The following is a 23,788-nucleotide window of genomic DNA, read 5'->3' as shown; positions in this document are numbered from 1 at the left end:
CAGGTCAACCCGCCGAAACTCCCACCTTGCCGTCAGGTCTGCTGACCTGATGAGGGATAATGGACGTGCAATGCGCGCTCCGAGGCCATCCGGCAGGTGAGCGCCGACACGCGAGACACGGAAGAAGGTGCCGCATGGCGGCGATGAAGCCGCGGACGGGAGACGGTCCGCTGGAGGTCACCAAGGAAGGTCGGGGCATCGTGATGCGCGTCCCGCTCGAGGGTGGTGGCCGGTTGGTCGTCGAACTGAACGCCGAAGAGGCCGCTGCGCTCGGCGAAGAGATCAAAGGTCTCGGGCTGAACGCGTAGATGACCACAACGCTGCCGTCACCGGCTCTGCCGTCGCAGGCTCTGCCGTCTCAGGTCAGGCCGCCCACCTTCACGCTCAGCCCGCTCGGTCCGGAGAGCCTCGATGCCGAGATCATCGCGCTTCCGGTCATCCCCGGCGAGGACGCGCTGGTCATCGGTCCTGGGGCCGCAGACCTGGGCGAGGATCACGACCTTCTGGGTCATCTCGAGTTCGAAGGTGCCACCGGCAGTGCCGGTGAGGTGACGACGTACGCCGTCACCGGCTCCGGTGCCCTGCGACGGATCCTCCTGATCGGTGTCGGCGCGCAACGTTGCGACGACTTCCGGCGGGCGGGCGCCGCGTTGGCTCGCGCCGTGCGTGACCGGTCAGAGGTCGTCACGACCATTCCGGCAGTCGATCCCGAGGTCGGGCTGGAGCCGTTCGTGGCCGGCGCGACGCTGGGTTCCTTCCTCTTCCACTGGCGCTCCGAGGGAGCGCCGTGGACGCCGGTGGAGACGATCACCCTGGCCGACCTCGGCGACGACCAGGCGGCAGCGTTGGACCGGGCTCAGGCGATCGCGCGCGCCGGCTGGCGCGCGCGATTCTTCGCCACGGTCCCGAGCAATCTCAAGAACCCTGGCTGGCTCGCCGAGCAGGCCACGGCCCTGGGTGCGGAGACCGGCCTGAAGGTCACCGTCTGGGGCGAGGAACAGCTCGCCGCGGAGGGCTTCGGGGGCATCGTCGCGGTCGGCCAGGGGTCGGCGACCCCGCCGAGGCTGATCCGGCTCGACTACGCGCCCCGCAAGGCCGGTCGGAGGACGCCGACGGTGGTGCTGGTCGGCAAGGGCATCACCTTCGACACCGGCGGGCTCAACATCAAGCCCGGTGACGGCATGATCAACATGAAGCGTGACATGACCGGCGGCGCCGTGGTGCTCGCAGTGATGTCGGCGCTCGCCGAGATCGGCTGCCCGGTCAAGGTCGTCGGGCTCATCGCCGCCGCGGAGAACGCCATCTCCGGCTCCGCGCTGCGCCCCGGCGACGTGGTCACCCACTACGGCGGCCGCACCTCCGAGGTCACCAACACCGACGCCGAGGGCCGTCTCGTGCTGGCTGACGCGATGGCGTACGCCGTGGACAAGATCAAACCTGCCGCGCTGGTCGACATCGCCACCCTGACCGGTGCGATGCGGGTGGCGCTCGGACAGACGATGGCCGGCTACTTCGCCGACGACGACGCGTTGTCGACCCAGCTGAAAGAGGCGTCGGAGCGCTCCGGCGAGACGCTGTGGCGGATGCCGCTGGCTGCGGACTACGAGGAGAAGCTCGCCTCGAAGGTCGCCGACGCCGACAACGCCCCTGGTGGCCCCGGCGCCATCACCGCCGCGCTCTTCCTGCACCACTTCACCGGCGGCATCCCGTGGGCCCACCTCGACGTGGCCTGCGGCGATGCCTATGCCGACGTCCACGAGCTCACCCCCGGACCCACCGGCTTCGGTGCCCGAGTGCTGCTCACCTGGCTCGCCGGCGCGGACCCGCTGGCCGGCGTAGGTTCCTGACGAGAAGTCACCCCCGTCGGCCGAGAGGTCACCTACGTCGGCCGAGATGGCACGTACGCGACCACTCGGCTGACGCGAGTGACGCCTCGGCCGGCGCGGCTAGATGTACTCGGCCATCACGTTGGTGACAGTCGGCTGATCGGTGGGAGTCCTGCGAGTGCGCTGTGGCGTCGAACAGTGTTGTAGCACTCGAGCCATGGGGAAAGCGCGGCGGCTCGGTCGGTGTTGGTGAGGTAGACCTGGCGGTAGGCCCACTCGGTCGCCAGGGTGCGGTTGTATCTTTCGACCTTGCCGTTCTGCCAGGGGCAATGGGGCTTGATGAACTTGTGCTTGGCTCCCAGCGTGGTGATCGCCTCAGCCACGTCGTTGGATCTGCGGTAGGAGAAGTGGTTGTCGGTGATGACCCGCTCGATGCGGGTGATGCCGTGGGCCGCGAAGTAGTCGGCGGCCCGGCGGATGAACCCTGCGCAGGTGGGGCCTTTCTCGTCGGGCAGGATTTCGGAGTAGGCCACTCGGGAGTGGTCATCGACCATCGAGTGCACGTAGTCGTAGCCGATCCGGGCCTGTTTCTTGGCCCAGGTTGACCCCATCTGACGGCCGTGGGCCTTCCAGCCGCCGCCGTCGGGGATCTTGCCGATCTTCTTGACGTCGACATGGACCAGCTCACCGGGCCGGTCGCGTTCGTAGCGCACCGTGGTGGTCTTCGAGGCCCGGATGACCTCCCCGGTCAACGGGTCACACTCACGCAGGTACGGGACGCGGTGGCGGCGTAGGACCCGGCCCACGGTCCGTGCTGGGACACCGAGTTCGGGCCCGAGCCAGTCCTGGCCGCGGCGCTCTTGGTGGCGCTTGACCACGATCGCTTCCTCGACTTCGGCCGGTGTCTGATTCGGGCAGTGGTGGGGACGCGAGGACCGGTCGTGTAGACCGGCTTCGCCTTCGGCACGGAACCGGGCGATCCAGCGGTGCGCGCACTGGCGCGAGACGCCTTGGGCCTTGGCTGCGTGCGCGACGGCCCAGTCGTCCTCGACGACTCGCTGGACCAAGAGTTGCCGGCCACGAAAGTTCAGCCGGGCATTACGGTGGGACACGAAGACCTCCGGACGGTGGATGACCTAGACAGCAACCACCGCACCCGGAGGTCTTCGCTACGTCAACAACCGACCCGGAGTGTCACCAACCTCATGGCCGAGTACAGCTAGATCTTGCGGGCGAGCAGGAGGCCGTCGCCGACCGGGAGCAGCAGCGGGATCAGGTCGTCGTTGTCGGCGACCTGCTGGTTGAGCTCGCGGATGGTGGCGGTCTCCTCGTCACGAACGGACGGGTCGGCCACACGGTCGTGCCACAGCGCGTTGTCGAAGGCGACCACGCCGCCGGGACGCAGGAGGCGCAGCGCCTCCTTGAGATAGGCCGAGTATTCCGTCTTGTCACCGTCGACGAAGACGATGTCGTAGTGGTCGTCGGTGAGGCGGGGGAGCACGTCGAGGGCGGCGCCGGCGATGCAGCGTGCCTGCCGCTGGCCGAAGCCGGCCTCGGTGAAGCTCTGGCGGGCCAGCCGCTGGTGCTCGGTCTCGATGTCGACGGTGGTCAGCACTCCGTCGGAGCGCATGCCGCGCAGCAGCCACAGCCCGGAGACGCCGGTGCCGGTGCCGACCTCGACGACGTTCTTGGCGTCCAGGACGGAGGCGAGGAAGCGGAGCGTGGCGCCACCGCCCGGCCCGATCGGTGCGACTCCGACCTCCTCGGCCCGGGAACGGGCGGCTGCGAGGAGGTCGTCCTCCGCGACGTACTCGTCGGCGTAGGTCCAACTTGCGGTCGAGACAGGGCTGGTCACACCGCAAAACCTAACGTGTTTCCCTCAACGGCGCGGGAACGCCTGATCCAACTTGTGCGTTGAACGGTGACAGGAAGAGGAAAAATAGGAGCCTCACAGGCAACTCTCAGCCCTTCCAGGTCCAGGAGATCTACCGTAGGAGATGTCAGCGATCAGCGAGACAGGCAGGAGCACCATGACCGCGCAGCCCACGACCGAGACCCCGACTCCAGAGCCGGGTGTGCCGTCGTGGGACGAGATCGTGGAGAAGCACTCCGACCGGGTCTACCGGCTCGCCTACCGTCTTACCGGCAACCGCCCCGACGCGGAGGACCTCACCCAAGAGGTCTTCGTACGCGTCTTCCGCTCTCTCGACACCTACAGCCCCGGCACCTTCGAGGGCTGGCTGCACCGGATCACCACCAACCTCTTCCTGGACCAGGCCCGCCGCAAGCAGCGGATCCGCTTCGATGCCCTCTCCGACGAGCGCGCCTCGCGCCTGACGAGCAACGGCCCGACGCCGGACCTGGCCTACACCGACCAGCGCTTCGACGACGACATCGAGCGCGCCTTGGCCACGCTGCCGCCCGACTTCCGGGCCGCGGTCGTGCTCTGTGACGTGGAGGGGCTCTCCTACGAGGAGATCTCGGAGATCCTCGGTGCCAAGCTCGGCACCGTCCGATCGCGGATCCACCGCGGCCGGGCGATGCTCCGTGACGCTCTCGCCCACCGCGCCCCGCGCGGCGGACGGTTGCGTCACTCCGGGCCCAAGGTGTTGTGGGGCGGGGCTTCATGAGTTTTCTGGGCAACCACCTCGGCGCGCGCACCAGCGCGCTGCTCGACGGCCAGCTCCCCGAAGCGGAGGAGGAGCGGGCCTGGGCCCACGTGCACGAGTGCTGCGCCTGCCGGCGCCTCGTCGAGCGTGAGGGCTGGCTCAAGCGGCGCCTGGCCGGGCTCAGCGTCGATCCCGGCGTCTCGGCCCCGGCCGACCTCAAGGGATCGCTCCGCGGTGGAGTCATGGCCGCCTCCATGTGGCCCACCGACGACCCTTCGACAAGCTCAGGACATCGCCTCGGCGAGACCTACTCCGACCCCCGGTCCGTGCGGCGTACGTTGGTGATGGTTGCCGCCGGTGGCGGTGCCGTGGGTGCCGCCGTGTTCGGCATGTTCGCCTTCGCGGCCGCGCCCGCCGACGCGCCGGTCCCGCGGAACCTGCCGGTCACCTCGGTCACCCAGGTCCCGGGTGCCCCGGTCGTCGCGCACGTGCGCCGCTGACCGACGACACAGCGACACCTCACGAGACCCCGGCTGCCCATTGTTGGGGCGAGTGGGAAGAATGGGTGTTGTGACGCAGGAACCACAAGACGACCAGTCGCGGCCGATCTCCCGTTGGGCACCGCCGACCAACGTACCGAACGTGCCCCCGGCCGGGCAGTCGTCCCCCGACAACGCCGAGAACGCCGTCGACGACGAGCGCGACACGGCTGAGGTGCCGCTTCCGGCCATGCCTGCGCCCCCCGTCGCGCCGGGCCCGGGTGCCGTCACCCCTCCGCCTCAGTCGCCGCCACCGCCGGGCCCCTCGCTCCCCGGGTTCGACGGCCCGCCGGTCCCGCCGCCTGCACCGGCGTTCAGGCCCGACTCGACACAGCGCCGTCGCGTTCCGGGCCCGATCTGGGCGCTCGCGGCCGCCGTCGCGTTCCTGCTCGGCGTGCTGGGTGGCTACGCGGGTGGCGTGCTCGAGGACCAGGACGACATGTCCAGCCTGGCCGGCGGTGGGCTCGACCCCGGCTCGATCGAGACCGACGCGCCCCTGACGGGCGACGACGCCAACATCGTGAAGGTGGCCGCGACGCTGCTGCCCTCGACGGTGCAGATCTTCGCCGAATACCAGGGTGTCGAGGATGCCGCGACCGGCTCCGGGTTCGTCTTCGACCGCAACGGCCACGTGGTGACCAACAACCACGTCGTCGCCGACGCGGCCAAGGCCAAGGGCAGCATCGAGGTGGTCGACCACAAGGGCCGCCGCTACAAGGCTGACGTGGTCGGGCGCAGCGCGGTCTACGACCTCGCGGTGCTCGACGTGCCGGAGGTCAAGGAGCTCGAGCCCGCGTCTCTGGGCAGCACCTCGAGGCTGAGGATCGGTGAGGGGGTCGTGGCCATCGGCTCGCCCCTGGGGCTCAGCTCGACGGTGACCTCGGGCATCGTGAGTGCGCTCCAGCGTCCGGTGAGCACCGGACAGACCGAGGACGACACCTCCTACATCAACGCCGTCCAGACCGACGCGGCGATCAACCCCGGCAACTCCGGTGGCCCGCTCGTCAACCTCGTCGGTCAGGTCATCGGGGTCAACTCGGCGATCGCGACCGCTGGCGGGGGAGAGGGTGGCGAGGGCGGCAGCATCGGTGTCGGCTTCGCGATCCCGATCGACCAGGTCAAGGTGACCGCCGCGCAGATCCTCAAGACCGGCAAGGCGACCTACCCGATCGTGGGAGCCTCCGTCGACGTCCAGGCCGTCGACCACGACGGAGCGTTGATCTCGGTGGTCGAGGCGGGTTCGCCGGCGGCCGCCGGCGGCCTCAAGGACGGTGACCGGGTCACCAAGGTGGGAGACGTCACCGTCACCGACGGGATCGGCATGATCGTCGCCATCCGCGCTCACCAGCCGGGCGAGACGATCGAGTTCACGGTGATGCGCAACGGCGCCCGCCACGAGCTCAAGATCAAGCTGGAGGCACAGACCGAGAACCTCGCCTGAGACGGGCGAAAAGACGCGAAGAGCTGCTGGGCGCGATGCCCGGCAGCTCTTCGCGTTGTTGTGGGGAAGGTTTAGTTGTGGGGGTTGAGGATGCTGTGACTCAAGAAGCGTCCGGCGTGGCGGCGGGCGCAGCGCCCTCGGCCTCGACGAACGGGTGGTCGGCCACGAAGGCCTTGGTCTGCGAGTACATGTCATCGATGAACTTCTCGAGGACACTGGCCTCGACACGCCACTGGCCGCGGCCGCCGATCTTGATGGCGGGGAGCTCACCACGGCGGACAAGGGCATAGACCTGTGCGCTCGAGGTGTTGAGCACCTCGGCCACGTCGGCAAGAGTCAGGAAGCGGGGGGTACCAGACATAAGGATCAGTCTCCCAGACTTGGCAAGCGGCCGTAAACCATCGCGCAAACCTGTTAGCCCGCTTTAGGTAGTGTTGCGCTGCTTTGTGGATGCGTGGTGGGTGAACCGTGAAGCAGAGTCGCGCTAGGCAGCGAACAAGAGATACAACCCGCCAACAGTGAAGCCGACCATCGTCACCAGAAGCGGCACCTGCCCAGTCACCAGATGCTGCTTGGGAAGCACCTGGAGCGCCCGGATATGGGCCGACCAGACGCCGAGCACGTGACCGATGATCACCGCGGCCACCTTGATGACGGCCAGCAGCGTGGCGTGGAAGGCGAAGAAGTAGGAGACCGGGAGGTCGGCCGTTCCGAACCAGTCGCCTCCGTTTCCCAGCGGATCCGATGCGTTGCGCAGCGTTGCCAGCCCGCTCTCCCAGAAGTAGCTGAGATAGTGCGCCACGACGTAGCCGACGATGATCGGCACGATCGAGGGAGCCAGCTCGGCGGGCAGGGCTCGGCGCGGCACGTCACCGACGCCGGTCAGCATCGTCCCGGCGCAGTAGAACCCGGCCACGATCAGCGGGAACGAGATCAGCGCGAGGTTGCTGATCAGGTAGGCGGTGCCACCTGAGATCTCCGGGCTCTGCACGATCTGGAGCCAGGGCGGCGACTCCCGGTAGGAGTCGTAGACGATGGTGCCGAACAGCACGGAGACGACCGCGACCAGGCCCGGCGCCGGACGCAGGGTGTCGAGGTTGCCGAGCGGGGTGCGCAGGACCAGGTTGCCGGCCTGCGTACGCCCCCACACCGACAGCTTCGCGGTCAGCGACGAGTAGACCTCGAACGGGTCGCAGCGCTCCAGGAACTCCTCGCCGAAGAGCACGCCGCCGAGGATCATCACGGCCAGGTAGACGGCCAGCCAGAGGCGTACGGGGCCGAGGTAGTTGTTCTCCGGATAGACCAGCTCGAGCCAGGCGAAGGCGAGCAGCGTGAACGCCGCCGGCCAGTAGCCGAGGCGCTCGGGCAGCCGGAGCGGGGGATCGCCCTCCCCACGCAGCCAGGTCAGTCCGGCCACGAACGTGCGGGCCGGGCTGATCGCTTTCCAGACCGGTCCGAACAGGAGCGAGAACGGGACGAGCCCGACCCAGATCCAGACGTACGTCATCCCGAAGATGGGGTTGAGGGCGTTGTCGGAGCCGGCGAAGGCGACGAGCACGAAGTAGGCGAAGATCAGCAGTCCGACGATGCGCCACAGTGCGGTCCAGGCGGGGGAGTCGACGACACGCCCGAGCCGCGGCAACGGCCAACCTCGGGGGTTGCGACTCTGTGGATCCTGCGGGGCGACGCCCTCGGCGGCGTGCTTGGTGGTCAGCACCAGCAGCCCGAAGGAGACGACCAGGGCGAGGACCGCGCCCGCGATGACGTACTCGAGCGGCAGTGGGAGGTCCTGGCGACCGCCCACGCCGTGGGTGAGGATCACCTGACTTCGAGGGTGACGATGGTCTTGCCGAGCGTGTGCGACTCGACCACGAACTGACCCGGGATGTCGAAGGCGCCCAGGCTGATCCGGGTGGTGCCGACGCCGTAGGCGGCGGACTGCGCCGGGTCGGTGTGCACGTGGATCTCGCCCGCGGCGTCGGCGGTCACGTCCAGCTCGACGCTGTGGCCGAGCGGGATGTCGATCTGGGTCCCGTGCGGGTCGACCGAGTCATCGGAGAAGTTGATCTCGACGACCACCGGGTCGCTGTCGGTGCGGGGCTCGGTGGCGACGTCGTTTCCGCAGGCGGTCGCGATGGACGCGATCCCGCAGATTGCTGCCACGACCGCGATGATCCGGGCCGTGAGGCGCATTACTCCCTCGTTTCGTGGGCTAAGTTCGAGCTGGCTTCTGCCACAATCGCACATGAACCAAAGAGGGGGCTGAGAGGGTATGAGCGAGCGTCAGCGAGCGACCACAGGCCTCAGGCCGCCACGTCCGTACGATGGCGCCTGCGCTACGGAGGTGGCGGCATGAGCGAGCGTCAGCGAGCGAATCATGGGATCAACACGCTGCCGCGTCCGTACCCTGGCGCCTGCGCTACGGAGGTGGCAGCGTGAGCGACCGACTCAGGCCACGTGAGGTGGCCTACCTGGACGGCGAGACGCTGGCGGTGCCGCACCAGGTGGCGAGCATCGAGCTGATCCAACCTCGGTCCGAGGGCTTCGACTACGGTGCGTTTCTCGAGCACGTCGAGGACCGGCTCGCCTTCGTGCCCCGCTACCGCCAGCGGGTCCGGGTGGTGCCCGGTCGCATCGCCTACCCGGTCTGGGCGGACGACGACCGGTTCGACCTCACCTACCACGTACGCCGCTCCGCGCTGCCCCGCCCGGGCTCGATGGACCAGCTCCTCGACCTGGCCGGCCGGATCGTCTCCCGGCCCCTGGACCGCTCCCGGCCGTTGTGGGAGCTCTATGTCATCGAGGGTCTGGCCGGCGACCGGGTCGCGCTGATCACCAAGACCCACCAGGCGCTGGTGGACGGCGCCGAGACGGTCGACCTGGTCCAGCTGCTGCTCGACGACAAGCCCGAGGTCGGGCCGATCGTGCCCGACCTGTGGGAGCCGCCGGTGCCGCAGTCGAGTGCCCGCCTGGTCGCGGGAGCGGTCTTCGACGCGGTCACCTCGGTCAGTGGACTGACCGGCACGGCCCGCAGCCTGGGCGGTGTCGCCCTGGGGCGGGTCACCAGCGTCGCCAAGGACCTCCAGAGCGCGGGCAACGAGATCGCCCGAGTCCTCACCCGCCGGGCTCCGGAGCGGCCGACGCCGCTCAGTGGTTCGCTCTCCCAGCAGCGGCTGGTGGTCACGCTGCAGGCCGACCTGGCCGACTTCCGCCGCATCCGTGACACCCACGGCGGCACCGTCAACGACGTGATCCTCGCGGCGGTCACCGGCGGTCTGCGTGCCTGGCTGATGACCCGGCAGCAGTCGCTGGCCGGCGTACGCCAGGTGCCGGCGCTGGTGCCGGTCTCGGTGATCGACGAGGAGCTCGACCCGACCCAGCTCGGTTCGGCGGTGGCGCCCCACTTCGTGGTGCTCCCGGTCGCGGAGCCGTCGCCGGTGGTCCGGCTCCACCAGGTGTCCTACTCCTTCGAGCAGCACAAGGCGAACGCCCGCACGGTCAGCGCACAGCGGCTGGCCGGGATCAGCGGCTTCGCCCCGGCGACCTTCCACGTGGTCGGCTCCCGGGTGGCCGCGGAGAGCGAGCACGACTACCTGCTCTCGGTGTGCAACGTGCCCGGTCCGCAGGAGCCCCGCTACGCGGCCGGCTCGCGGCTGGTGGCCTCCTATCCGATCCACCCGCTGACCGAAGGCCACACCCTTGCGATCGGGGTGACCTCCTACGACGGCCAGGTCTTCTTCGCGATCACCGCCGACCGCGACCTGGTGCCCGACGCGTCGCTGGTCGGACAGTGCATCACCGAGGCCCTCGACGAGCTGCTCGACACCGCCTCCGGCCGCCGCTTCCGCGCTCCTCGGGGTCTGCGCGTGGTCAAGAACTCCGGCGAGTGAGGCAGAATTCGGTCCGTGACCCGCATCTACGTACCCGCCACGCTCGCGCTGCTCGCTGACTGGTACGCCAAGGGCGAGCTGCCCGGCACCGCCGACGGCTACGCAGCCCCCGACGACAGCGAAGAGGCCGAGTACGCAGCCCTGATGAGCGCCGCCGACGACTCGGCGGCGCTCCTGGCCGGTCCCGGGCGCCGGGTCGTGGTCGTCGTGGACGCGCCGGCCGCCCTGGGCGATCAGGTGGTGCCGTTGAAGCTCGTCGCCGCCGTCCACGCCGACCTGGCCGACCGGCCCGCCGACGCCGACCCCGATGAGGACCTGGGCTGGTTCGCGACCCAGGAGATCCCGCAGCTCATCGGTTAGATCGGCGCCGGCCGACTCAGGCGGGGATCAGTCCTCGTTCCACCAGGTCTCGGTGTCGATGCCCTGGTAGGGCGGGACCTTCACGGTGCGGGCGCCGGCCTTGCCGCCGATGGTGATGGTGCGGTAGCTGACGTTGTTCGACCGCGTCCGCTCGTAGAGGTTGCCGTCGGGGTTGACGGTGACCTTGATCCGGTACGTACCGTTCTTGACCTTGCTCAGGTCGAAGGCCTGGGTCTGGGACTGGTTGTAGGTGTCACCCCAGCCCGCAGGCATGCTTTCCCGGAGCCAGAGCGCGGACTTCTCGCCACAGGCCGACTCCAGGCCGGTCTGGCCCGGCCGCAGCGTCGCTCCGGGCACGGTCAGATCGACCGGGTCGGTGGGCACCAGGCACCACGACTGCTTGCCGCTGGTCGTGACGACCTTGTCCTTGGCGTCGACCAGCTCGTACTTCGCGAAGTCGAGGAAGTGCCAGTGGTTGTGCTCGGGGGCCTCGTGGAACTCCATCGTGCCGGTTCGCTTCACCCCGACCTGCTTACCGTCGCGGTAGAACATCTGGTAGGCGTCCATCACCGGTGACGTGCCGCGGCGGAAGCCCTCGACGATCATCGGCGCCGGTCCGGCGTTCCACTCGTTGGCGGCGAAGTTGAGGCGGTCGATGCCCTGCTCGTCGACCTCGGTCGAGATCTGCCAGGCGGGCACGGAGACGAGGTCGGGCAGGGTGTCCTTCGTGGGCTTGCCCGGTTTGATGGAGCCGAGAGCGCCACCCAGCGGGAGGCGGCCGCGGCCGTTCTCGCCGCCCTCCAGCAGCTCTCGCGGCACCACGGTGCGTGCGCCCTGGTCGTCGTCGGCGCCGTGGGCCGCCATGATGCCCATGCCGCCCTCGCCCTCACCTTCGCCCTCGCAGCCACCCTCGGGGCATCCGTCGACGATGACCAGGTTCTGCTTGGCGGTGCGGCTGGCCTTCGGCAGCCCGAGGAAGTCGGCGACGGCCTTGCTGACGCTCATCGTCATGGTGAGCCGGGTCTCGCCCTTGGTCTCGAACTCGAGGTCGGAGACGGTCGGGACCGCCATGCCCCGCTCGATCCCGTAGAGGACACCCTTGGTGAACCAGTTGCCGCCGCAGAACTCGGGGTAGACCGGACCGGTGGCGCCGTCGGTCTGCACCCGCTGCCGGTCGTAGCCACCGGGGCACAGCGGCCGCGTGTCGTCGAGGATCACCTTGCCGGACTTGTTCTTGAGCGTGACCCGGAGACCGTCCTTGAAGCCCTTCATCCCGTCGACGATCGAACCGGGCGCGGTCGTGGTGGTGCGCTTCTTGCCGCGGATGACCGTCTTGGTCAGCTTGACCGGCTCGTCGTAGGCGGCGTGGCTCGCGCGGAACTCGAAGGCGGCGTCATAGGCGGCCAGCCAGACCGACGGCTGGAAGTACGCCGTCCCTTCCCAGGCCTCCACCTCGACGGTGTCGGCGGCGGCGACGAGCTTCAGCGTTCCCTTGCCGGTAGCACCGCTCGCGGGTCCGGAGTTCGCCGTCACCGTCGTGGTGACGACGAGTGCGGCGGCCACCAGCCCGATGCCGGCCGAGACCAGCTGCCGCGTGCGAGTACGAGGTTTAACCATCGAGATCCCCTCCTGAATGGCCCGAATCCCTCCGATCCGGGGCCTGACAGCGGGCAATTTATTGCCCGCCGCATATGGGGACGGTTAGCTTTTCAGTTCGGTTGCACGGAATCGGGGAGATTCTCAACGAGAGAGGTACGCCGCGCCGACCGCCTGCTCGAGATCGAAGGCCTTGAGCATGAGCTCCTCGACGTACGCCTCGAGCTTGGCCCCGACCAGCGGCACGGGCACCTTGATGTTCAGCCGCACGCTCTCGGTGGTGCGACCGTCGGACTCCGACAGCGAGATGTTGCCGCGCAGGGTGGCCAGGCCTCCGGGGACGGTGATGTCGACGACTGCCACGGTGTCGGAGGACCAGACCTCGTTCTGGCGGACGGTCAGGTCGCCGGTGACGATGCGCTTCGCGAACGAAGGTACGCCGACGGTGGACTGCACGCGGTCGATGCGCACCTCTCGCGGCGCGCCGCCGATGGTCACCCGTCGACGGAGCGCGCCCTGGGCGTCGGCGACCTGCTCACGGAAGCCCGGGTCGGCGAGCATCGCGGACACCTCGCCCATGCGGGCGTCGTAGACGAGCTCGTGCTGGAGGGTCGTCGTCATTGCCGAATCCTTTGAGGCTCTTCTGCGGGTTGGACGGGGATGAGGTGGCTCAGCCGGCGAGCCAGCGGGTGCCCACCTCGTGCTCCTTCTCGAGTGCCTTCTTGAAGATCGAGAGGATGAGATCCTCCAGCTTTCCGCTGACCAGGGGCACATTCACGGTAGCGGTCAAGGTAACGGTCTCGATGGTCCCTGTGCCGTTCTCGGCCAGGCGGGCGGTGCCGGCCAGCGAGCCGGGCTTGCCCGGCAGCGTGAGCTTGAGATCGCCGGAGGCGAAGTCGGAGGACCAGATCTCGTCCTGGTGCACCTCGATGGTCTCGCCCACGAACTTCTTCGCGAACCCGGGCACCCCGCTGACCGCCTGCTCGTAGCGGATGCTCACCGTCGATCCCGTGATCGCCACGCTCTTGGACAGTGCGTGCTGGGCGTCGCAGACCTGCTCGCGGAACGTCGCGTCGGCGAGCATCCCGGAGACGGCTGCGATCGGGGCGTCATAGGAGAGGTCGACCGACAGCTTTTTGCTCATGAAAAGACATCATGACGCCTAGGAGGGCCAGAGTCACCAGTGATGCCGCCGAGAGAACCGCCACATTCTTTGAGTATGCTCTTTACCGAGGGGCCACGGGCCGGCCATCCGCCTATGACTCACATCGGCGATTCCTTTGGACGCGGCGGCCTATCCGGAGCCGTGCCGGGATACCGTGACAGGTGTGTCAACGGAGACGCATATCAAACCTGTCCAAGCTCCGCAGAACGTCCAGCAGTTCCGCCTGCCGAGCGCCACCTACTTCCGCCACGTAGCCCCCGAGGAGCTCACCGGTCGCAGCGAGGCCGACCTCGCCGGCGCGGTGGGATCGCATCTGGCCCTGGCAGCCAGACGCCCGCAAGGCACCGCCGCCGTGCGCATCCTCACCCCGACCACCGCCGCAGACGGTTGGTCCGCCGGAGGCCGCAGCGTCGTCGAGATCGTCGTCGACGACATGCCCTACCTCGTGGACTCGGTCAAGACCGAGCTCTACCGTCGTGGCCTCGACGTCCATCTCGTCGTCCACCCCGTCATCGACGTCGCCCGTGACGTGACCGGTGCGCTCGAGGGGGTGAACGAAGGCGACATCCGCGAGTCCTGGATGCACATCGAGATCGACCGTCTCGCTTCCGACGCGGCGAAGGAGATCGTCGCGGGTCTGGAGGGCATCCTCGAGGACGTACGCGAGGTCGTCGAGGACGAGCCGCGGCTGCACCGCCGGCTGGCGGAGATCGCGGCCGGCCTGCGCTACACCCCGCCCAACAGCGTCCCGCGCGAGGAGGCCGCCGAGGCCGCCGAGCTGCTGGCCTGGCTGGCCGAGGACCACTTCCTGCTGACCGGCTACCGCGAGTACCGTCTCGACGGCGACTACCTGCGCGGCCGCTCCGGCACCGGCCTGGGCATCCTGCGCGCCGACCCGCCGCAGGCCCCCGACCACGGCAAGATGCCGCCGAAGGTCGCCGCCCACGCCCGCGACAAGGTCATGCTCGTCCTGGCCAAGGCCAACTCCCGCTCGACCGTCGGGGAGCCCGCCTACCTCGACCATGTCGGCATCAAGATCTTCAACGGCGCCGGCGAGGTGGTCGGCGAGCACCGTTTCCTCGGCCTGTTCACCACCAAGGCGGCCCGGGAGTCGGTGACCCGGATACCGGTCGTCCGCGGCAAGGTCGCCGCGGTCCTCGACCACACCGGCTACGACCGCCGCAGCCACACCGGCAAGGCCATGCTCGACGCGATGGAGTCCTACCCGCGCGAGGAGCTCTTCCACGCCTCCACCGAGGAGCTGATGGACCTCGCCGAGGCAGCGCTGGGAGCGATCGAGCGTCGCATCCTGCGGGTGGCCGTCCGCCCCGACACGTACGGCCGCTACGTCTCGGTCCTCGTCTCGCTGCCGCGTGACCGCTACAACACGACGGTTCGCGAGCGGTTCTCGAAGGTGCTCCTCGAAGCTCTCGACGGCACCGACCTGGAGTTCACCGTACGCATCAGCGAGTCGACCACGGCCCGGGTGCACTTCGTGGTGCACGGCACCACCGAGTCGCTGGGCGAGGCCCTGGACACCCCGGGGCTGATCGACAGCCTGGAGTCGCGGCTGCGCAAGGCCGCCCGGAGCTGGCGCGACGACCTCGTCAGCGCGGTCATCGCCCATGCCGGTGAGGATGGCGCGGCGCGGCTCTCGCACGTGCTCGACGCGTTCCCGGAGGCCTACAAGGAGGACTTCGACGCCGACACCGGCGCCGCCGACCTGACCCGTCTGGAGCTGCTCTCCCACCAGGGCGAGGCGGTCGACTTCTCCTTCTACAAGGACCCGGAGAGCGCCGGCGGATTCCGGATCAAGATCTACCGCACCGGCGGCCCGCTCTCGCTGTCGCTGATGCTGCCGATCCTGTCCTCGTTCGGTTTCGAGGTCACCGACGAGCGGCCCTACGACCTGGAGGGCGTCGGCACGTCCGGCTCGGAGGAGTGGTTCATCTACGACTTCGGCCTCGCCTACGCCGGCACCCCGGTCGGCACGCCCACCCAGCTGGTCGCAGCGCTGCACCAGGCCTGGTCCGGGCGCAGCGAGATCGACGGGCTGAACGCGCTCGTCCTGGCGGGCCTCGACCACGGCCAGGTCACGATGCTGCGTGCGTACGGCCGCTACCTGCGCCAGGCCGGCACTCCGAGTTCGTTCTTCTCGATCGGCAACGCGCTGTGCACCAACCCGGGCATCGCCCGGCAGATCGTGGAGCTGTTCGAGACCCGCTTCGACCCCTCGCTCACGGCGCGTGACGAGACCAAGCGGGCCGAGGCGATCATCGAGGCTCTCGACGACGTCGCGAGCCTCGACCAGGACCGGATCCTGCGCAGCTACGTCACCGCGATCCTGGCGACGACGCGGACCAACTACTACCGCGGACGTGACTACCTCTCGTTCAAGTTCGACCCGCAGCAGCTGCCCGACCTGCCGCTGCCGCGGCCGGCGTACGAGATCTTCGTCTACTCGCCCGACGTCGAGGGCGTGCACCTGCGCTTCGACGCGGTGGCCCGCGGTGGCCTGCGGTGGAGCGACCGGCGCGACGACTTCCGCACCGAGGTGCTGGGGCTGGCGAAGGCGCAGCAGGTCAAGAACACCGTGATCGTGCCGGGTGGCGCGAAGGGTGGCTTCGTCCCCAAGGGCGTGGCCGGTCCGGACGCCTACGTCACGTTCCTGCGTGGCCTGCTCGACGTCACCGACAACCGGGTGGACGGCGAGATCGTGCCGCCGGCCGACGTGGTGCGCCACGACGCCGACGACTCCTACCTGGTCGTCGCGGCCGACAAGGGCACCGCGACCTTCTCCGACCTGGCCAACTCGGTCGCGGCGGAGTACGACTTCTGGCTCGGCGACGCGTTCGCCTCCGGCGGTTCGGCGGGCTACGACCACAAGGCGATGGGCATCACCTCGCGGGGCGCCTGGGTCTCGGTGCAGCACCACTTCAAGCGGCTCGGCATCGATCCGCAGGTGGACGAGATCACCGCGGTCGGGGTCGGGGACATGTCCGGCGACGTCTTCGGCAACGGCATGCTGCGCTCGGACCGCATCCGACTGGTGGCCGCCTTCGACCACCGGCACATCTTCATCGACCCGACACCCGACGCGGCGACGGGCTTCCAGGAGCGGACGCGGCTCTTCGAGACGCCCCGGTCGACCTGGGAGTCCTACGACACCTCGCTGATCTCGGCGGGTGGCGGCGTGTGGTCGCGGCAGCTGAAGTGGGTGCCGATCAGCCCCGAGGTGCGTTCGGCGCTCGGCCTGGCGGCCGACGTCAAGCGGCTCACACCGCAGGAGCTGATCAGCGCGATCCTGCGGGCGCCGGTCGACCTGCTGTGGAACGGCGGGATCGGGACGTACGTCAAGGCGTCCACCGAGACCGACGCCGATGCCGGTGACCACGCCAACGACGGTGTCCGGGTGGACGCCGCCGAGCTTCGGGTGCGGGTCGTCGGTGAGGGCGGCAACCTGGGCATCACCCAGGCCGGCCGGGTCGAGTTCGCTCGCAAGGGCGGCCTGATCAACACCGACGCGATCGACAACTCCGCCGGTGTCGACACCTCCGACCACGAGGTCAATCTCAAGATCCTGCTGGACCGAGAGGTACGCGCGGGCTCACTCACGCTGGCTGCGCGAGACGAGCTCCTCGAGGAGATGACCGACGAGGTCGCCGCGCTGGTCCTGGCCGACAACGAGGCCCACAACGTGACCCTGACCCGTGCGGTCGCCTCGGCGCCGCAGCTCCTGGAGGCTCACGAGCGCCAGATCGCGGAGTGGGTCACTGCCGGCGTACTCGACCGGGACGTGGAGGGCCTGCCGTCCTCGACCGAGGTCGCACGCCGTCTGGAGGTGGGGGAGGGGCTCACCGCCCCCGAGCTCGCCGTCGTGCTCGCCTGGACCAAGATCGAGCGCCGGCGCGAGCTGGTCGCGGAGGGTCTTCCCGACCCCGCCGAGGACCCGGAGAGGACCCAGCGCCTGGTGGCCTACTTCCCGACTCCGATCCGCGAGCGGTTCCCCGAGGCCATCGTGGACCACCCGCTGCGGCGGGAGATCTGGGCGACCTCGGCGGTCAACGAAGAGGTCAACCTTGCCTTCGGGCGTGTCGACGAGCCGTCACGGTGAGCACGGTGCCGGCGAGCAGGAGCGAAACGCCGAGCGCGGCGAAGATCCACGACGGGCCGCCGGTCTCGGGCAACGAGCTCTGAGGTGAGGTCTCCGTCGGCGGTCCCGGGTTCGGGGCCGTCGGCGGATTCTCATTTCCGCCCGGGGTCGGGACGTCGGTGGGCGCCGGGGTCGGGTCCGGGGTCGGCGTCGGGTCCGGTGTCGGGTCGGGCGTGGGAGTCGGGTCCGGCGTCGGCGTCGGGTCCGGTGTCGGGTCCGGGGTCGGGGTCGGGTCCGGGGTCGGGCTCGGCGAGGCGATCTTGTCGACCCGGAAGTCCTGTCCGCCGTGGATCTCGCCGGCCGAGGTGATCGTGACCGTACGCGAGGCCTCACCTACCACGCGCGTCCCGTCGGGCGCGGTGACGGTGATCGTGTAGTCGCCCGGCGGGAGGTCCTCGAGGATATAGGCGCCCGCGTCGTCGGTGGTGACCGTGACCGGGCCGTCGGGACCGTCGACGGTGAGCGTGACACCGCCGACCGGGTCGCCGGTGGAGGCGTCGGTGACGCGTCCGGCGATCGATCCGGGTCGGGTGAGGTCGAAGTCGACCCCGGTCACGTCGCTCGTGGCCACGGTGACCGGCCGCGTGGTCGGACCCGAGTAGCCCTCGGGAGCGTCGATCTCGGCGGTGTAGTCGCCGGGCGGCACCCCGTCGAGCGCGTAGTTGCCGTCACCGTCGGTGACGGTCGTGAGCGGCTCGCCGCCGCCGGCCGGGACCAGGCGCACCTGGACGCCGCCGAGACCGTTACCGCCGCCGGTGACCGTGCCCGAGACGCCGGCGAGCTGGTTGACCACGAAGTCCTGGTCGGTGATCGGGGCGTCGTCGACGGTGATGTCGGAGCGGGTCGTCCCGTCGGGGCCCGCGGTGTAGCCGGCGGGCACGGTGAGGGTCACCGAGTAGCCCATGCCGGCTTCGTTGTCGTCGAAGAGGTAGCTGCCGTCGGTGCCGGTGGTCGTGGTCGCGGTGGTGCCGTCGGGACGGGTGAGGGTCACGGTCGCACCCGGGACCGGGGCGCCGGCGTCGTCGCGTACGGTGCCGCTGATGGGCTGCGGGATCACCTGCCGTACGTCGAAGTCGGCTCGCGAGGCCGGGTCGCCGTCGTTGCCGCGGTTGCTGACGGTCGCCTCGGTCTGCCCGACCGTCGCGCACCCGTCGGGCTGGCTGAGCCGGACGGTGTAGCCGTCCTGGGTGGCGAACTCGCCGAAGGAGTAGGTGCCGTCCGGGGCGGGGCTCGTGGTCGCCAGCGTCTCGCCGTAGGGCGAGACCAGGGTGAGGACCGAGTCCTCGACCGGGCACGAGCCGGAGGTCGACACGTCGGTGACCGCGCCGCCGATCGGGCGGGCCCGGCTCACGAACCAGGTCTGATAGACCGGGAACCCGGCACGACGGGTGAAGACGAAGGACAGGCTGGTCAGACGGATGTCGGGCTCGTACCAGCCGCTGGCGCCGTTGGTGTCGGTGGCGGTCGGGTTTCCGGTCAGGGTCGAGGTGGCCGGGTTCCAGGTCGGCTGGTCGGCGCCACCGGCGTAGTTGAACGAACCCTGGAACCACCCGGAGATCGCCGCGGCCGGAACACCCTCGCCGTTCTCGTCGGTCGCCCGGACCTGGACCTGGTCGGAGTCGATGTCGCCGAGCACGAACGCCCAGCCGGTGTCGGGCGTGGGGTTGGCGAAGGTGTACGTCGTGGTCGAGGCGCCGCTCGAGGTGTCGGCCTTCGGGCGCAGGTTGATGTAGGCCGAGCCGCGGCTCGAGCCGTACTTCGCCCCCGGAGGCGTGCCTGCGTCGAGGAAGGTGGACGCGCCGCTGGGGAGGGCGACGTTCGCGCGGGAGTCGCTCGCCATCTGCGCCGCCGGGAAGCCGGCCGACCGCTGGGTCATCGTCGTGGAGTAGTCGTTCGACGTCCCGGAGCTCGGCGCCCACTCGGCCCACGAGTCGGTCATCGCGTGAGCCGGTGCCGGCGACAGCACCGTGACGAACACTCCGGCCAATAGCGCCAACGCCAGGCAGGCCCGGTTGAACATGGGAGGGGATCCTTTGCTTCCGAGGAGCAAGAACGTTGCGTTGGGGGACTTAGGAAGGCTATCCGAGCGGGACCTGAGATTTGCGCTCTGAATCACGCGTGTGGCGGAGGTTGACATCGTTCGGCGTCGCGGACTGCCACTCTGTGGGGCGCGGGATCGACCGGACGGACCGCGCCAGGGTCGGGATCAGGGCCGCTGCGGCGGTCAGCGCGGTGACCGCCAGGACGGCCACGGTGCCGTCGACGCCGGCGAGCAGCGCCCCGGCCAGCGCCGGCGCGAGCGGGATCGAGAGCATCGACACGAACTGTGCGGCGGCCTGCACCCTCCCGATCAGCTCCTGCGGAGTGGTCGCCATCCGGTAGGCGGCGATGCCGGCGTTGCCCGCCGGGTTCAGGAAGAGGCCGACCGAGGCGGCCAGCGCCATGACCGCGGGGTGCGTCCAGTACGCCAGCGGGATCGAGAGCGGCACGAAGCTCCAGGCGACGAGGATCGTCAGCCATCCCGTCGGCAGCCGGTCGATCAGCCACGGTGCGGCCAGGGCTCCGAGGATCCCGCAGGCGCCGATCGCCGCCTCCGCCAGCCCGATCTGCCACGCCGGGAAGCCCGCTTCGACCAGCCGCAGCAGCGCGAGGAAGAAGAGCGCGTTGACGGCGAGGTTGATGGCGGGGCTGAACAGGAGCAGCGTACGCAGGAACGGCTGCCGCCAGCTGTAGTCCAGTCCGGCGAGCAGATCGGCCATGGGCTTCCGGGCCTCCCGCGTCGCCGCCGGCGGCGCCGAGAGGTCGGCGCGGACGCGTGCCAGCAGCAGCCAGCCCGCTGCGTACGCGATGGCGTTGCCGGCGAAGGGCGCCCATCGGGAGATCCCGAGAAGTGCGCCGCCCAGCGGTCCGCCGAGCAGGCCGGCGATGTGCTGACGGGCCTGCTGCTGGGAGAGCGCGGTGGGCAGCTGATCGGCTGCGACCACCGACCTGATCGCCGAGTTCTCCGCTGGCAGGAAGAGTCCGTTGAGCGCTCCGGTGAGGAGGGCGACGAGAAGCAGATGGGGGAGGGTGAGCGATCCGAGGACCCCGGCGACCGCGAGGGAGGCGTACAGCACTGCCCCTGATCCGTGCGCGAGCCGCATGATCCGCAGTCGGTGACGCCGGTCGGCGATCACCCCGGCGGGCAGCAGCATGCCGACCATGCCGACGAGGTGGGCCGCCTCGGCCGTGGCCGCCCAGAAGGCCGATCCGGTCATGGCATAGGCGACGAGCGGCATCGCGAAGATGCTCACCCGGGTCCCGAGCTCGGCGACGGTGGCGCCGACCCACAGCGCGGTGAAGTCATGGTTGCGGGCGAGCGCTCGATAGGAGGACATACCCGCACCATAAGTTGCGCAAGAACTATTGCGCAATAGTTCTTGCGCACTGAATGGTGCGAGATTCGGCTAGGGTGGCGCCATGGCCACCTACGACGACCCGCGGATCCTGCGCGCGATCGCCCATCCGACGCGCAACCGGGTGCTGCACGAGCTGTCCGCAGCGGGCTCCCTCCGCGCGGCCGACATCGCGAAGCGCACCGGCATCCCGGCCAACCAGGCCAGCTTCCACCTGCGTCAGCTCGCGAAGTACGGCCTGGTCGAGGTCGCCCCCGACGCCGGCCGCGACAAGCGTGACCGCGTCTGGCGACTCGTCGACGAGGACATCACCATCAGTCCCCGGGAGATCGTCGAGCAGCCCGGAGGCGAGGCCGCCTACACGGTGTTCCAGCGCAACTCCGTGGCCCGGGGCCATCACCTGGTCGACCTGGCTTTCCAGATCTCGCGGGAGGACGACCCGGCCAAGCGCATCGTGTCCGAGACCTCCCTGCGGCTCTCCGAGGATGATGCCGTGCGGCTCCAGGGGGAGTTGAACGAGGTTGTCGCCCGCTATCGCGAGGCCGGTCGCCGATCCGACGACGAGCTGGAGCTCTACTCCGTCTATCAGCTCATCCAGCCGATGCCTGACCTCGCCGGCGAGGACGAACCCCCGGCCTGACGTGCGCGCCGATGTGGGTTACGTCTCAACCACGTCGGCCCGCAGGCTTCCTACTCGCGAGTCACCGGCGCGTTGGTTTACCGTCCAAATGCGCCCAGCCCAGGACGCCAGTAGGGAGATACGCGAACGATGAGCACAACCCAGATCGCCGAGAAGCGCGAGGTGCGCGAAGCCAATCGAGTCGAAGGTCACAACGCCAGGTCCTGGCTGCTGGTCTCCGCGATGCGTACCGAGATCTTCGACGACGCACAGCTGAGCCGCGCGGACCAGATCATCCTCGACATGGAGGACGCGATCGACACCTCGCTCAAGGCGCAGGCCCGCGAGAACGTGACCAGCTGGCTGAAGGGCGGCGGCCGCGCCTGGGTACGCATCAACGACTGGACCACCGAGGACTGGAGCGAGGACCTCGCGGCCCTGGCCGGGATCGAGACGCTCGCCGGGGTGATGCTCGCGAAGACCGAGTCGCCCGACCAGGTGACCGACACGTTCCAGCGGCTCGGCGGGTCGACCCCGGTGATCCCGCTGCTCGAGTCGGCGCTGGGCATCGAGGACGCCGCGACGATCGCGCGCGCCCGTGGTGCCTACCGGCTCGCGTTCGGCTCGGGTGACTACCGCCGCGACACCGGTGCGGAGAACGACCCGCTCGCGATGGCCTACCCGCGGACGAAGCTCGTCCTCGCCTCGCGGATCGGTAACCTCCCGGGCCCGATCGACGGCCCGACGGTCGGCAGCAGCCACCCGCTGCTCCGCGAGCAGGGTGCCGACGGCGTCGCGATGGGTATGACCGGCAAGCTCTGCCTCGACCTCGAGCAGCCCGCCGTGATCAACGAGTCGTTCAGCCCGTCCCCGTCGGACGTCACCTGGGCCTACGAGTTCCTCCACAAGTTCGAGGAGGGCGGCCGCGTGATCCGCGACGGCAGCGACAAGCCCCGCCTGGCTCGTGCCGAGACGATCAAGCGCCGTGCCGAGCTGTTCAAGATCAAGCCGGACACCGAGACCTACGACGCCCCGACCTCCGGCCCGAGCGTCTACTGATCTGACGCCGAGTCGGCGCTGATGTCCCACAAAACCATGCCGAGTCGGCGCATCTGTCCCATGCGGCTGGGGCAGATGCGCCGGCTCGGCGTTGGGATACGGGACAGACGCGCCGAGTGGGCATGTATCTGCGGGGCAGTTGCGCCGACTCGGCACGCTGGGGTGGGACAGAACCGCCGGGTCCCGCACCCTCGGCTAGCGTTGATGCCGTGGATCTGCAGCAGCGCATCAATGACCGGGCCGGCGAGATTCTCCTTTTCGCCGTCACTCCGCCGAGGGTGACGACAGACCCCGAGAGAGTGCAGCAGATCGCGGAGGTCACGCTCGAGCGGATCCGGCCGCTCGATGTCGACGGGCTGATCCTCTACGACATCGACGACGAGTCCGACCGCAATCCCGAGGAGCGGCCGTTCCCGTTCGTACGCACCCTCGACCCCGCCGAGTTCCTCGAGCGCAACCTGACCGGTCTCGACGTACCGGCCGTCGTCTACCGGGCCACCGGGAAGTACGACGAGCCGACGCTGCGCGACTGGGTCAAGACCCAGGACCCGGCCAGGGCGCTGTCGGTCTTCGTCGGCGCCTCCTCGGGCGAGAAGCGCGTCGCCACCAGTCTTCGCCGAGCCCAGGAGATCCGCAGGGAGATCAACCCCGACCTGCTTCTCGGCGCCGTCGCGATCCCCGAGCGACACACGGCCAAGGGAAACGAGCACCTGCGTCTGATCGCGAAGCAGGAGGCGGGCTGCTCCTACTTCGTGAGCCAGGTCGTCTACGACGTCAACGCCGCCAAGAACCTCGTCTCCGACTACCGCTACGAGTGTGAGACCCGCGGCCTGCAGCCGGTGCCGATCGTGTTCACCTTCTCCGTGTGCGGCTCGATGAAGACCCTGGAGTTCCTCCGCTGGCTCGGCGTCGACGTCCCGCGCTGGATCGAGAACGAGCTGCGCCACGCCACCGACACCCTCGACGCCTCGCTCGAGCAGGCCGAGGCCACCGCGATCGAGCTGATGTCCTTCTGCCGCCAGCTCGGCGTACCGTTCGGCATCAACATCGAGTCCGTCTCGATCCGCAAGGTCGAGATCGAGGCCTCCGTACGTCTCGCCGAACGGCTCCGGGGCAAGCTCGAGCGCTGAGTCGAC

21 protein-coding genes are annotated in these 23,788 nt (G+C 69.4%); 11 read left to right on the top strand and 10 right to left on the bottom strand.

What is annotated here, in order from left to right; genetic code table 11:
* Positions 1-134 precede the first annotated feature (134 nt).
* Together OG984_RS13050 and OG984_RS13045 are read left to right on the top strand one after the other, a co-directional pair.
* Positions 135-308, top strand: coding sequence for a DUF3117 domain-containing protein (locus tag OG984_RS13050; RefSeq protein WP_008358749.1), 174 nt, complete (start codon positions 135-137; stop codon positions 306-308).
* On the top strand, positions 309-1,847 hold the full coding sequence (locus OG984_RS13045; protein ID WP_328531980.1) for a leucyl aminopeptidase family protein: 1,539 nt from the start codon (positions 309-311) through the stop codon (positions 1,845-1,847).
* Between the two features lie 116 nt (positions 1,848-1,963).
* On the opposite strand, the gene OG984_RS13040 is transcribed toward OG984_RS13045, so the two are convergent.
* Positions 1,964-2,938: an IS481 family transposase gene (locus tag OG984_RS13040; protein WP_328528435.1), complete on the bottom strand. Its 975-nt coding sequence runs from the start codon at positions 2,936-2,938 to the stop codon at positions 1,964-1,966.
* Between the two features lie 107 nt (positions 2,939-3,045).
* Positions 3,046-3,681: an O-methyltransferase gene (locus OG984_RS13035; RefSeq protein ID WP_328531979.1), complete on the bottom strand. Its 636-nt coding sequence runs from the start codon at positions 3,679-3,681 to the stop codon at positions 3,046-3,048.
* Positions 3,682-3,856: 175 nt separating this feature from the next.
* Here OG984_RS13035 and sigE point away from each other — a divergent pair, with 175 nt between their 5' ends.
* The 3 genes from sigE to OG984_RS13020 all read left to right on the top strand — a co-directional run bounded on the left by sigE (position 3,857) and on the right by OG984_RS13020 (position 6,415).
* Positions 3,857-4,456 carry an RNA polymerase sigma factor SigE gene (gene sigE, locus OG984_RS13030; RefSeq protein WP_328531978.1) on the top strand — a complete coding sequence of 200 codons (600 nt, stop codon included), beginning with the start codon at positions 3,857-3,859 and terminating at the stop codon, positions 4,454-4,456.
* Positions 4,453-4,935, top strand: coding sequence for a hypothetical protein (locus tag OG984_RS13025; RefSeq protein WP_328531977.1), 483 nt, complete (start codon positions 4,453-4,455; stop codon positions 4,933-4,935). Before sigE ends, OG984_RS13025 begins: the two co-directional genes overlap by 4 nt.
* Positions 4,936-5,005: 70 nt before the next feature.
* Positions 5,006-6,415: a S1C family serine protease gene (locus OG984_RS13020; RefSeq protein WP_328531976.1), complete on the top strand. Its 1,410-nt coding sequence runs from the start codon at positions 5,006-5,008 to the stop codon at positions 6,413-6,415.
* Positions 6,416-6,515: 100 nt separating this feature from the next.
* On the opposite strand, the gene OG984_RS13015 is transcribed toward OG984_RS13020, so the two are convergent.
* The 3 genes from OG984_RS13015 to OG984_RS13005 all read right to left on the bottom strand — a co-directional run bounded on the left by OG984_RS13015 (position 6,516) and on the right by OG984_RS13005 (position 8,608).
* Entirely contained in the window at positions 6,516-6,776 is a 261-nt protein-coding gene (locus OG984_RS13015) for a helix-turn-helix domain-containing protein (protein WP_008358738.1), read from the bottom strand.
* A gap of 123 nt (positions 6,777-6,899) precedes the next feature.
* A complete protein-coding gene (locus OG984_RS13010; protein ID WP_328531975.1) occupies positions 6,900-8,237 on the bottom strand; it encodes a hypothetical protein in 1,338 nt (445 codons plus the stop codon).
* The gene (locus OG984_RS13005; RefSeq protein ID WP_328531974.1) at positions 8,234-8,608 is read right to left on the bottom strand and encodes a hypothetical protein; all 375 of its coding nucleotides are present in this window, start codon (positions 8,606-8,608) and stop codon (positions 8,234-8,236) included. The genes OG984_RS13010 and OG984_RS13005 overlap by 4 nt, the downstream gene beginning before the upstream one ends.
* 242 nt (positions 8,609-8,850) lie before the next feature.
* Between OG984_RS13005 and OG984_RS13000 the strand changes: the two genes are divergently transcribed.
* Complete coding sequence (locus tag OG984_RS13000; protein ID WP_328531973.1) at positions 8,851-10,305, top strand: wax ester/triacylglycerol synthase family O-acyltransferase; 1,455 nt, start codon at positions 8,851-8,853, stop codon at positions 10,303-10,305.
* 15 nt (positions 10,306-10,320) lie between these two features.
* Positions 10,321-10,665 (top strand): DUF6912 family protein, encoded by a 345-nt coding sequence (locus tag OG984_RS12995; RefSeq protein ID WP_008358732.1) that lies wholly within the window; start codon positions 10,321-10,323, stop codon positions 10,663-10,665.
* Between the two features lie 27 nt (positions 10,666-10,692).
* Here the strand turns inward: OG984_RS12995 and OG984_RS12990 are convergent, their stop codons facing one another.
* From OG984_RS12990 to OG984_RS12980, 3 genes are all read right to left on the bottom strand, one after another.
* Positions 10,693-12,282, bottom strand: a complete 1,590-nt coding sequence (locus OG984_RS12990; protein ID WP_328531972.1) for a lysyl oxidase family protein — start codon at positions 12,280-12,282, stop codon at positions 10,693-10,695.
* 123 nt (positions 12,283-12,405) lie between these two features.
* Positions 12,406-12,882, bottom strand: a complete 477-nt coding sequence (locus OG984_RS12985; protein WP_328531971.1) for a DUF2505 domain-containing protein — start codon at positions 12,880-12,882, stop codon at positions 12,406-12,408.
* A gap of 49 nt (positions 12,883-12,931) precedes the next feature.
* The gene (locus OG984_RS12980) at positions 12,932-13,405 is read right to left on the bottom strand and encodes a DUF2505 domain-containing protein (protein WP_328531970.1); all 474 of its coding nucleotides are present in this window, start codon (positions 13,403-13,405) and stop codon (positions 12,932-12,934) included.
* A gap of 184 nt (positions 13,406-13,589) precedes the next feature.
* On the opposite strand from OG984_RS12980, the gene OG984_RS12975 reads away from it, so the two are divergent.
* The gene (locus OG984_RS12975) at positions 13,590-17,540 is read left to right on the top strand and encodes an NAD-glutamate dehydrogenase (protein WP_328531969.1); all 3,951 of its coding nucleotides are present in this window, start codon (positions 13,590-13,592) and stop codon (positions 17,538-17,540) included.
* On the opposite strand, the gene OG984_RS12970 is transcribed toward OG984_RS12975, so the two are convergent.
* Together OG984_RS12970 and OG984_RS12965 are read right to left on the bottom strand one after the other, a co-directional pair.
* The gene (locus OG984_RS12970) at positions 17,500-19,599 is read right to left on the bottom strand and encodes an MSCRAMM family protein (RefSeq protein ID WP_328531968.1); all 2,100 of its coding nucleotides are present in this window, start codon (positions 19,597-19,599) and stop codon (positions 17,500-17,502) included. The two genes, OG984_RS12975 and OG984_RS12970, sit on opposite strands and share 41 nt — an antisense overlap.
* 58 nt (positions 19,600-19,657) lie before the next feature.
* Positions 19,658-20,956, bottom strand: coding sequence for an MFS transporter (locus OG984_RS12965; protein WP_328531967.1), 1,299 nt, complete (start codon positions 20,954-20,956; stop codon positions 19,658-19,660).
* A gap of 82 nt (positions 20,957-21,038) precedes the next feature.
* Here OG984_RS12965 and OG984_RS12960 point away from each other — a divergent pair, with 82 nt between their 5' ends.
* The 3 genes from OG984_RS12960 to OG984_RS12950 all read left to right on the top strand — a co-directional run bounded on the left by OG984_RS12960 (position 21,039) and on the right by OG984_RS12950 (position 23,782).
* Positions 21,039-21,614, top strand: coding sequence for an ArsR/SmtB family transcription factor (locus tag OG984_RS12960; protein ID WP_328531966.1), 576 nt, complete (start codon positions 21,039-21,041; stop codon positions 21,612-21,614).
* Between the two features lie 129 nt (positions 21,615-21,743).
* Positions 21,744-22,652 carry an HpcH/HpaI aldolase/citrate lyase family protein gene (locus tag OG984_RS12955; RefSeq protein ID WP_328531965.1) on the top strand — a complete coding sequence of 303 codons (909 nt, stop codon included), beginning with the start codon at positions 21,744-21,746 and terminating at the stop codon, positions 22,650-22,652.
* 209 nt (positions 22,653-22,861) lie between these two features.
* The gene (locus tag OG984_RS12950) at positions 22,862-23,782 is read left to right on the top strand and encodes a methylenetetrahydrofolate reductase (RefSeq protein WP_328531964.1); all 921 of its coding nucleotides are present in this window, start codon (positions 22,862-22,864) and stop codon (positions 23,780-23,782) included.
* The last annotated feature ends 6 nt before the right edge of the window (positions 23,783-23,788 follow it).

The organism is Nocardioides sp. NBC_00368 (assembly GCF_036090055.1).
In the GTDB taxonomy this organism is placed as follows: domain Bacteria; phylum Actinomycetota; class Actinomycetes; order Propionibacteriales; family Nocardioidaceae; genus Nocardioides.
Note: the sequence above shows the minus strand (reverse complement) of the source record. Positions and strands in the feature narration are given on the sequence as shown.

Bases quoted from the DNA above. Each gene is read 5' to 3' on its own strand.
- OG984_RS13050 (WP_008358749.1), top strand. From the start codon at position 135: ATGGCGGCGATGAAGCCGCGGACGGGAGACGGTCCGCTGGAGGTCACC.
- OG984_RS13045 (WP_328531980.1), top strand. From the start codon at position 309: ATGACCACAACGCTGCCGTCACCGGCTCTGCCGTCGCAGGCTCTGCCG.
- sigE (WP_328531978.1), top strand. From the start codon at position 3,857: ATGACCGCGCAGCCCACGACCGAGACCCCGACTCCAGAGCCGGGTGTG.
- OG984_RS13025 (WP_328531977.1), top strand. From the start codon at position 4,453: ATGAGTTTTCTGGGCAACCACCTCGGCGCGCGCACCAGCGCGCTGCTC.
- OG984_RS13015 (WP_008358738.1), bottom strand. From the start codon at position 6,776: ATGTCTGGTACCCCCCGCTTCCTGACTCTTGCCGACGTGGCCGAGGTG.
- OG984_RS13005 (WP_328531974.1), bottom strand. From the start codon at position 8,608: ATGCGCCTCACGGCCCGGATCATCGCGGTCGTGGCAGCAATCTGCGGG.
- OG984_RS12990 (WP_328531972.1), bottom strand. From the start codon at position 12,282: ATGGTTAAACCTCGTACTCGCACGCGGCAGCTGGTCTCGGCCGGCATC.
- OG984_RS12985 (WP_328531971.1), bottom strand. From the start codon at position 12,882: ATGACGACGACCCTCCAGCACGAGCTCGTCTACGACGCCCGCATGGGC.
- OG984_RS12980 (WP_328531970.1), bottom strand. From the start codon at position 13,405: ATGAGCAAAAAGCTGTCGGTCGACCTCTCCTATGACGCCCCGATCGCA.
- OG984_RS12970 (WP_328531968.1), bottom strand. From the start codon at position 19,599: ATGTTCAACCGGGCCTGCCTGGCGTTGGCGCTATTGGCCGGAGTGTTC.
- OG984_RS12965 (WP_328531967.1), bottom strand. From the start codon at position 20,956: ATGTCCTCCTATCGAGCGCTCGCCCGCAACCATGACTTCACCGCGCTG.
- OG984_RS12960 (WP_328531966.1), top strand. From the start codon at position 21,039: ATGGCCACCTACGACGACCCGCGGATCCTGCGCGCGATCGCCCATCCG.
- OG984_RS12955 (WP_328531965.1), top strand. From the start codon at position 21,744: ATGAGCACAACCCAGATCGCCGAGAAGCGCGAGGTGCGCGAAGCCAAT.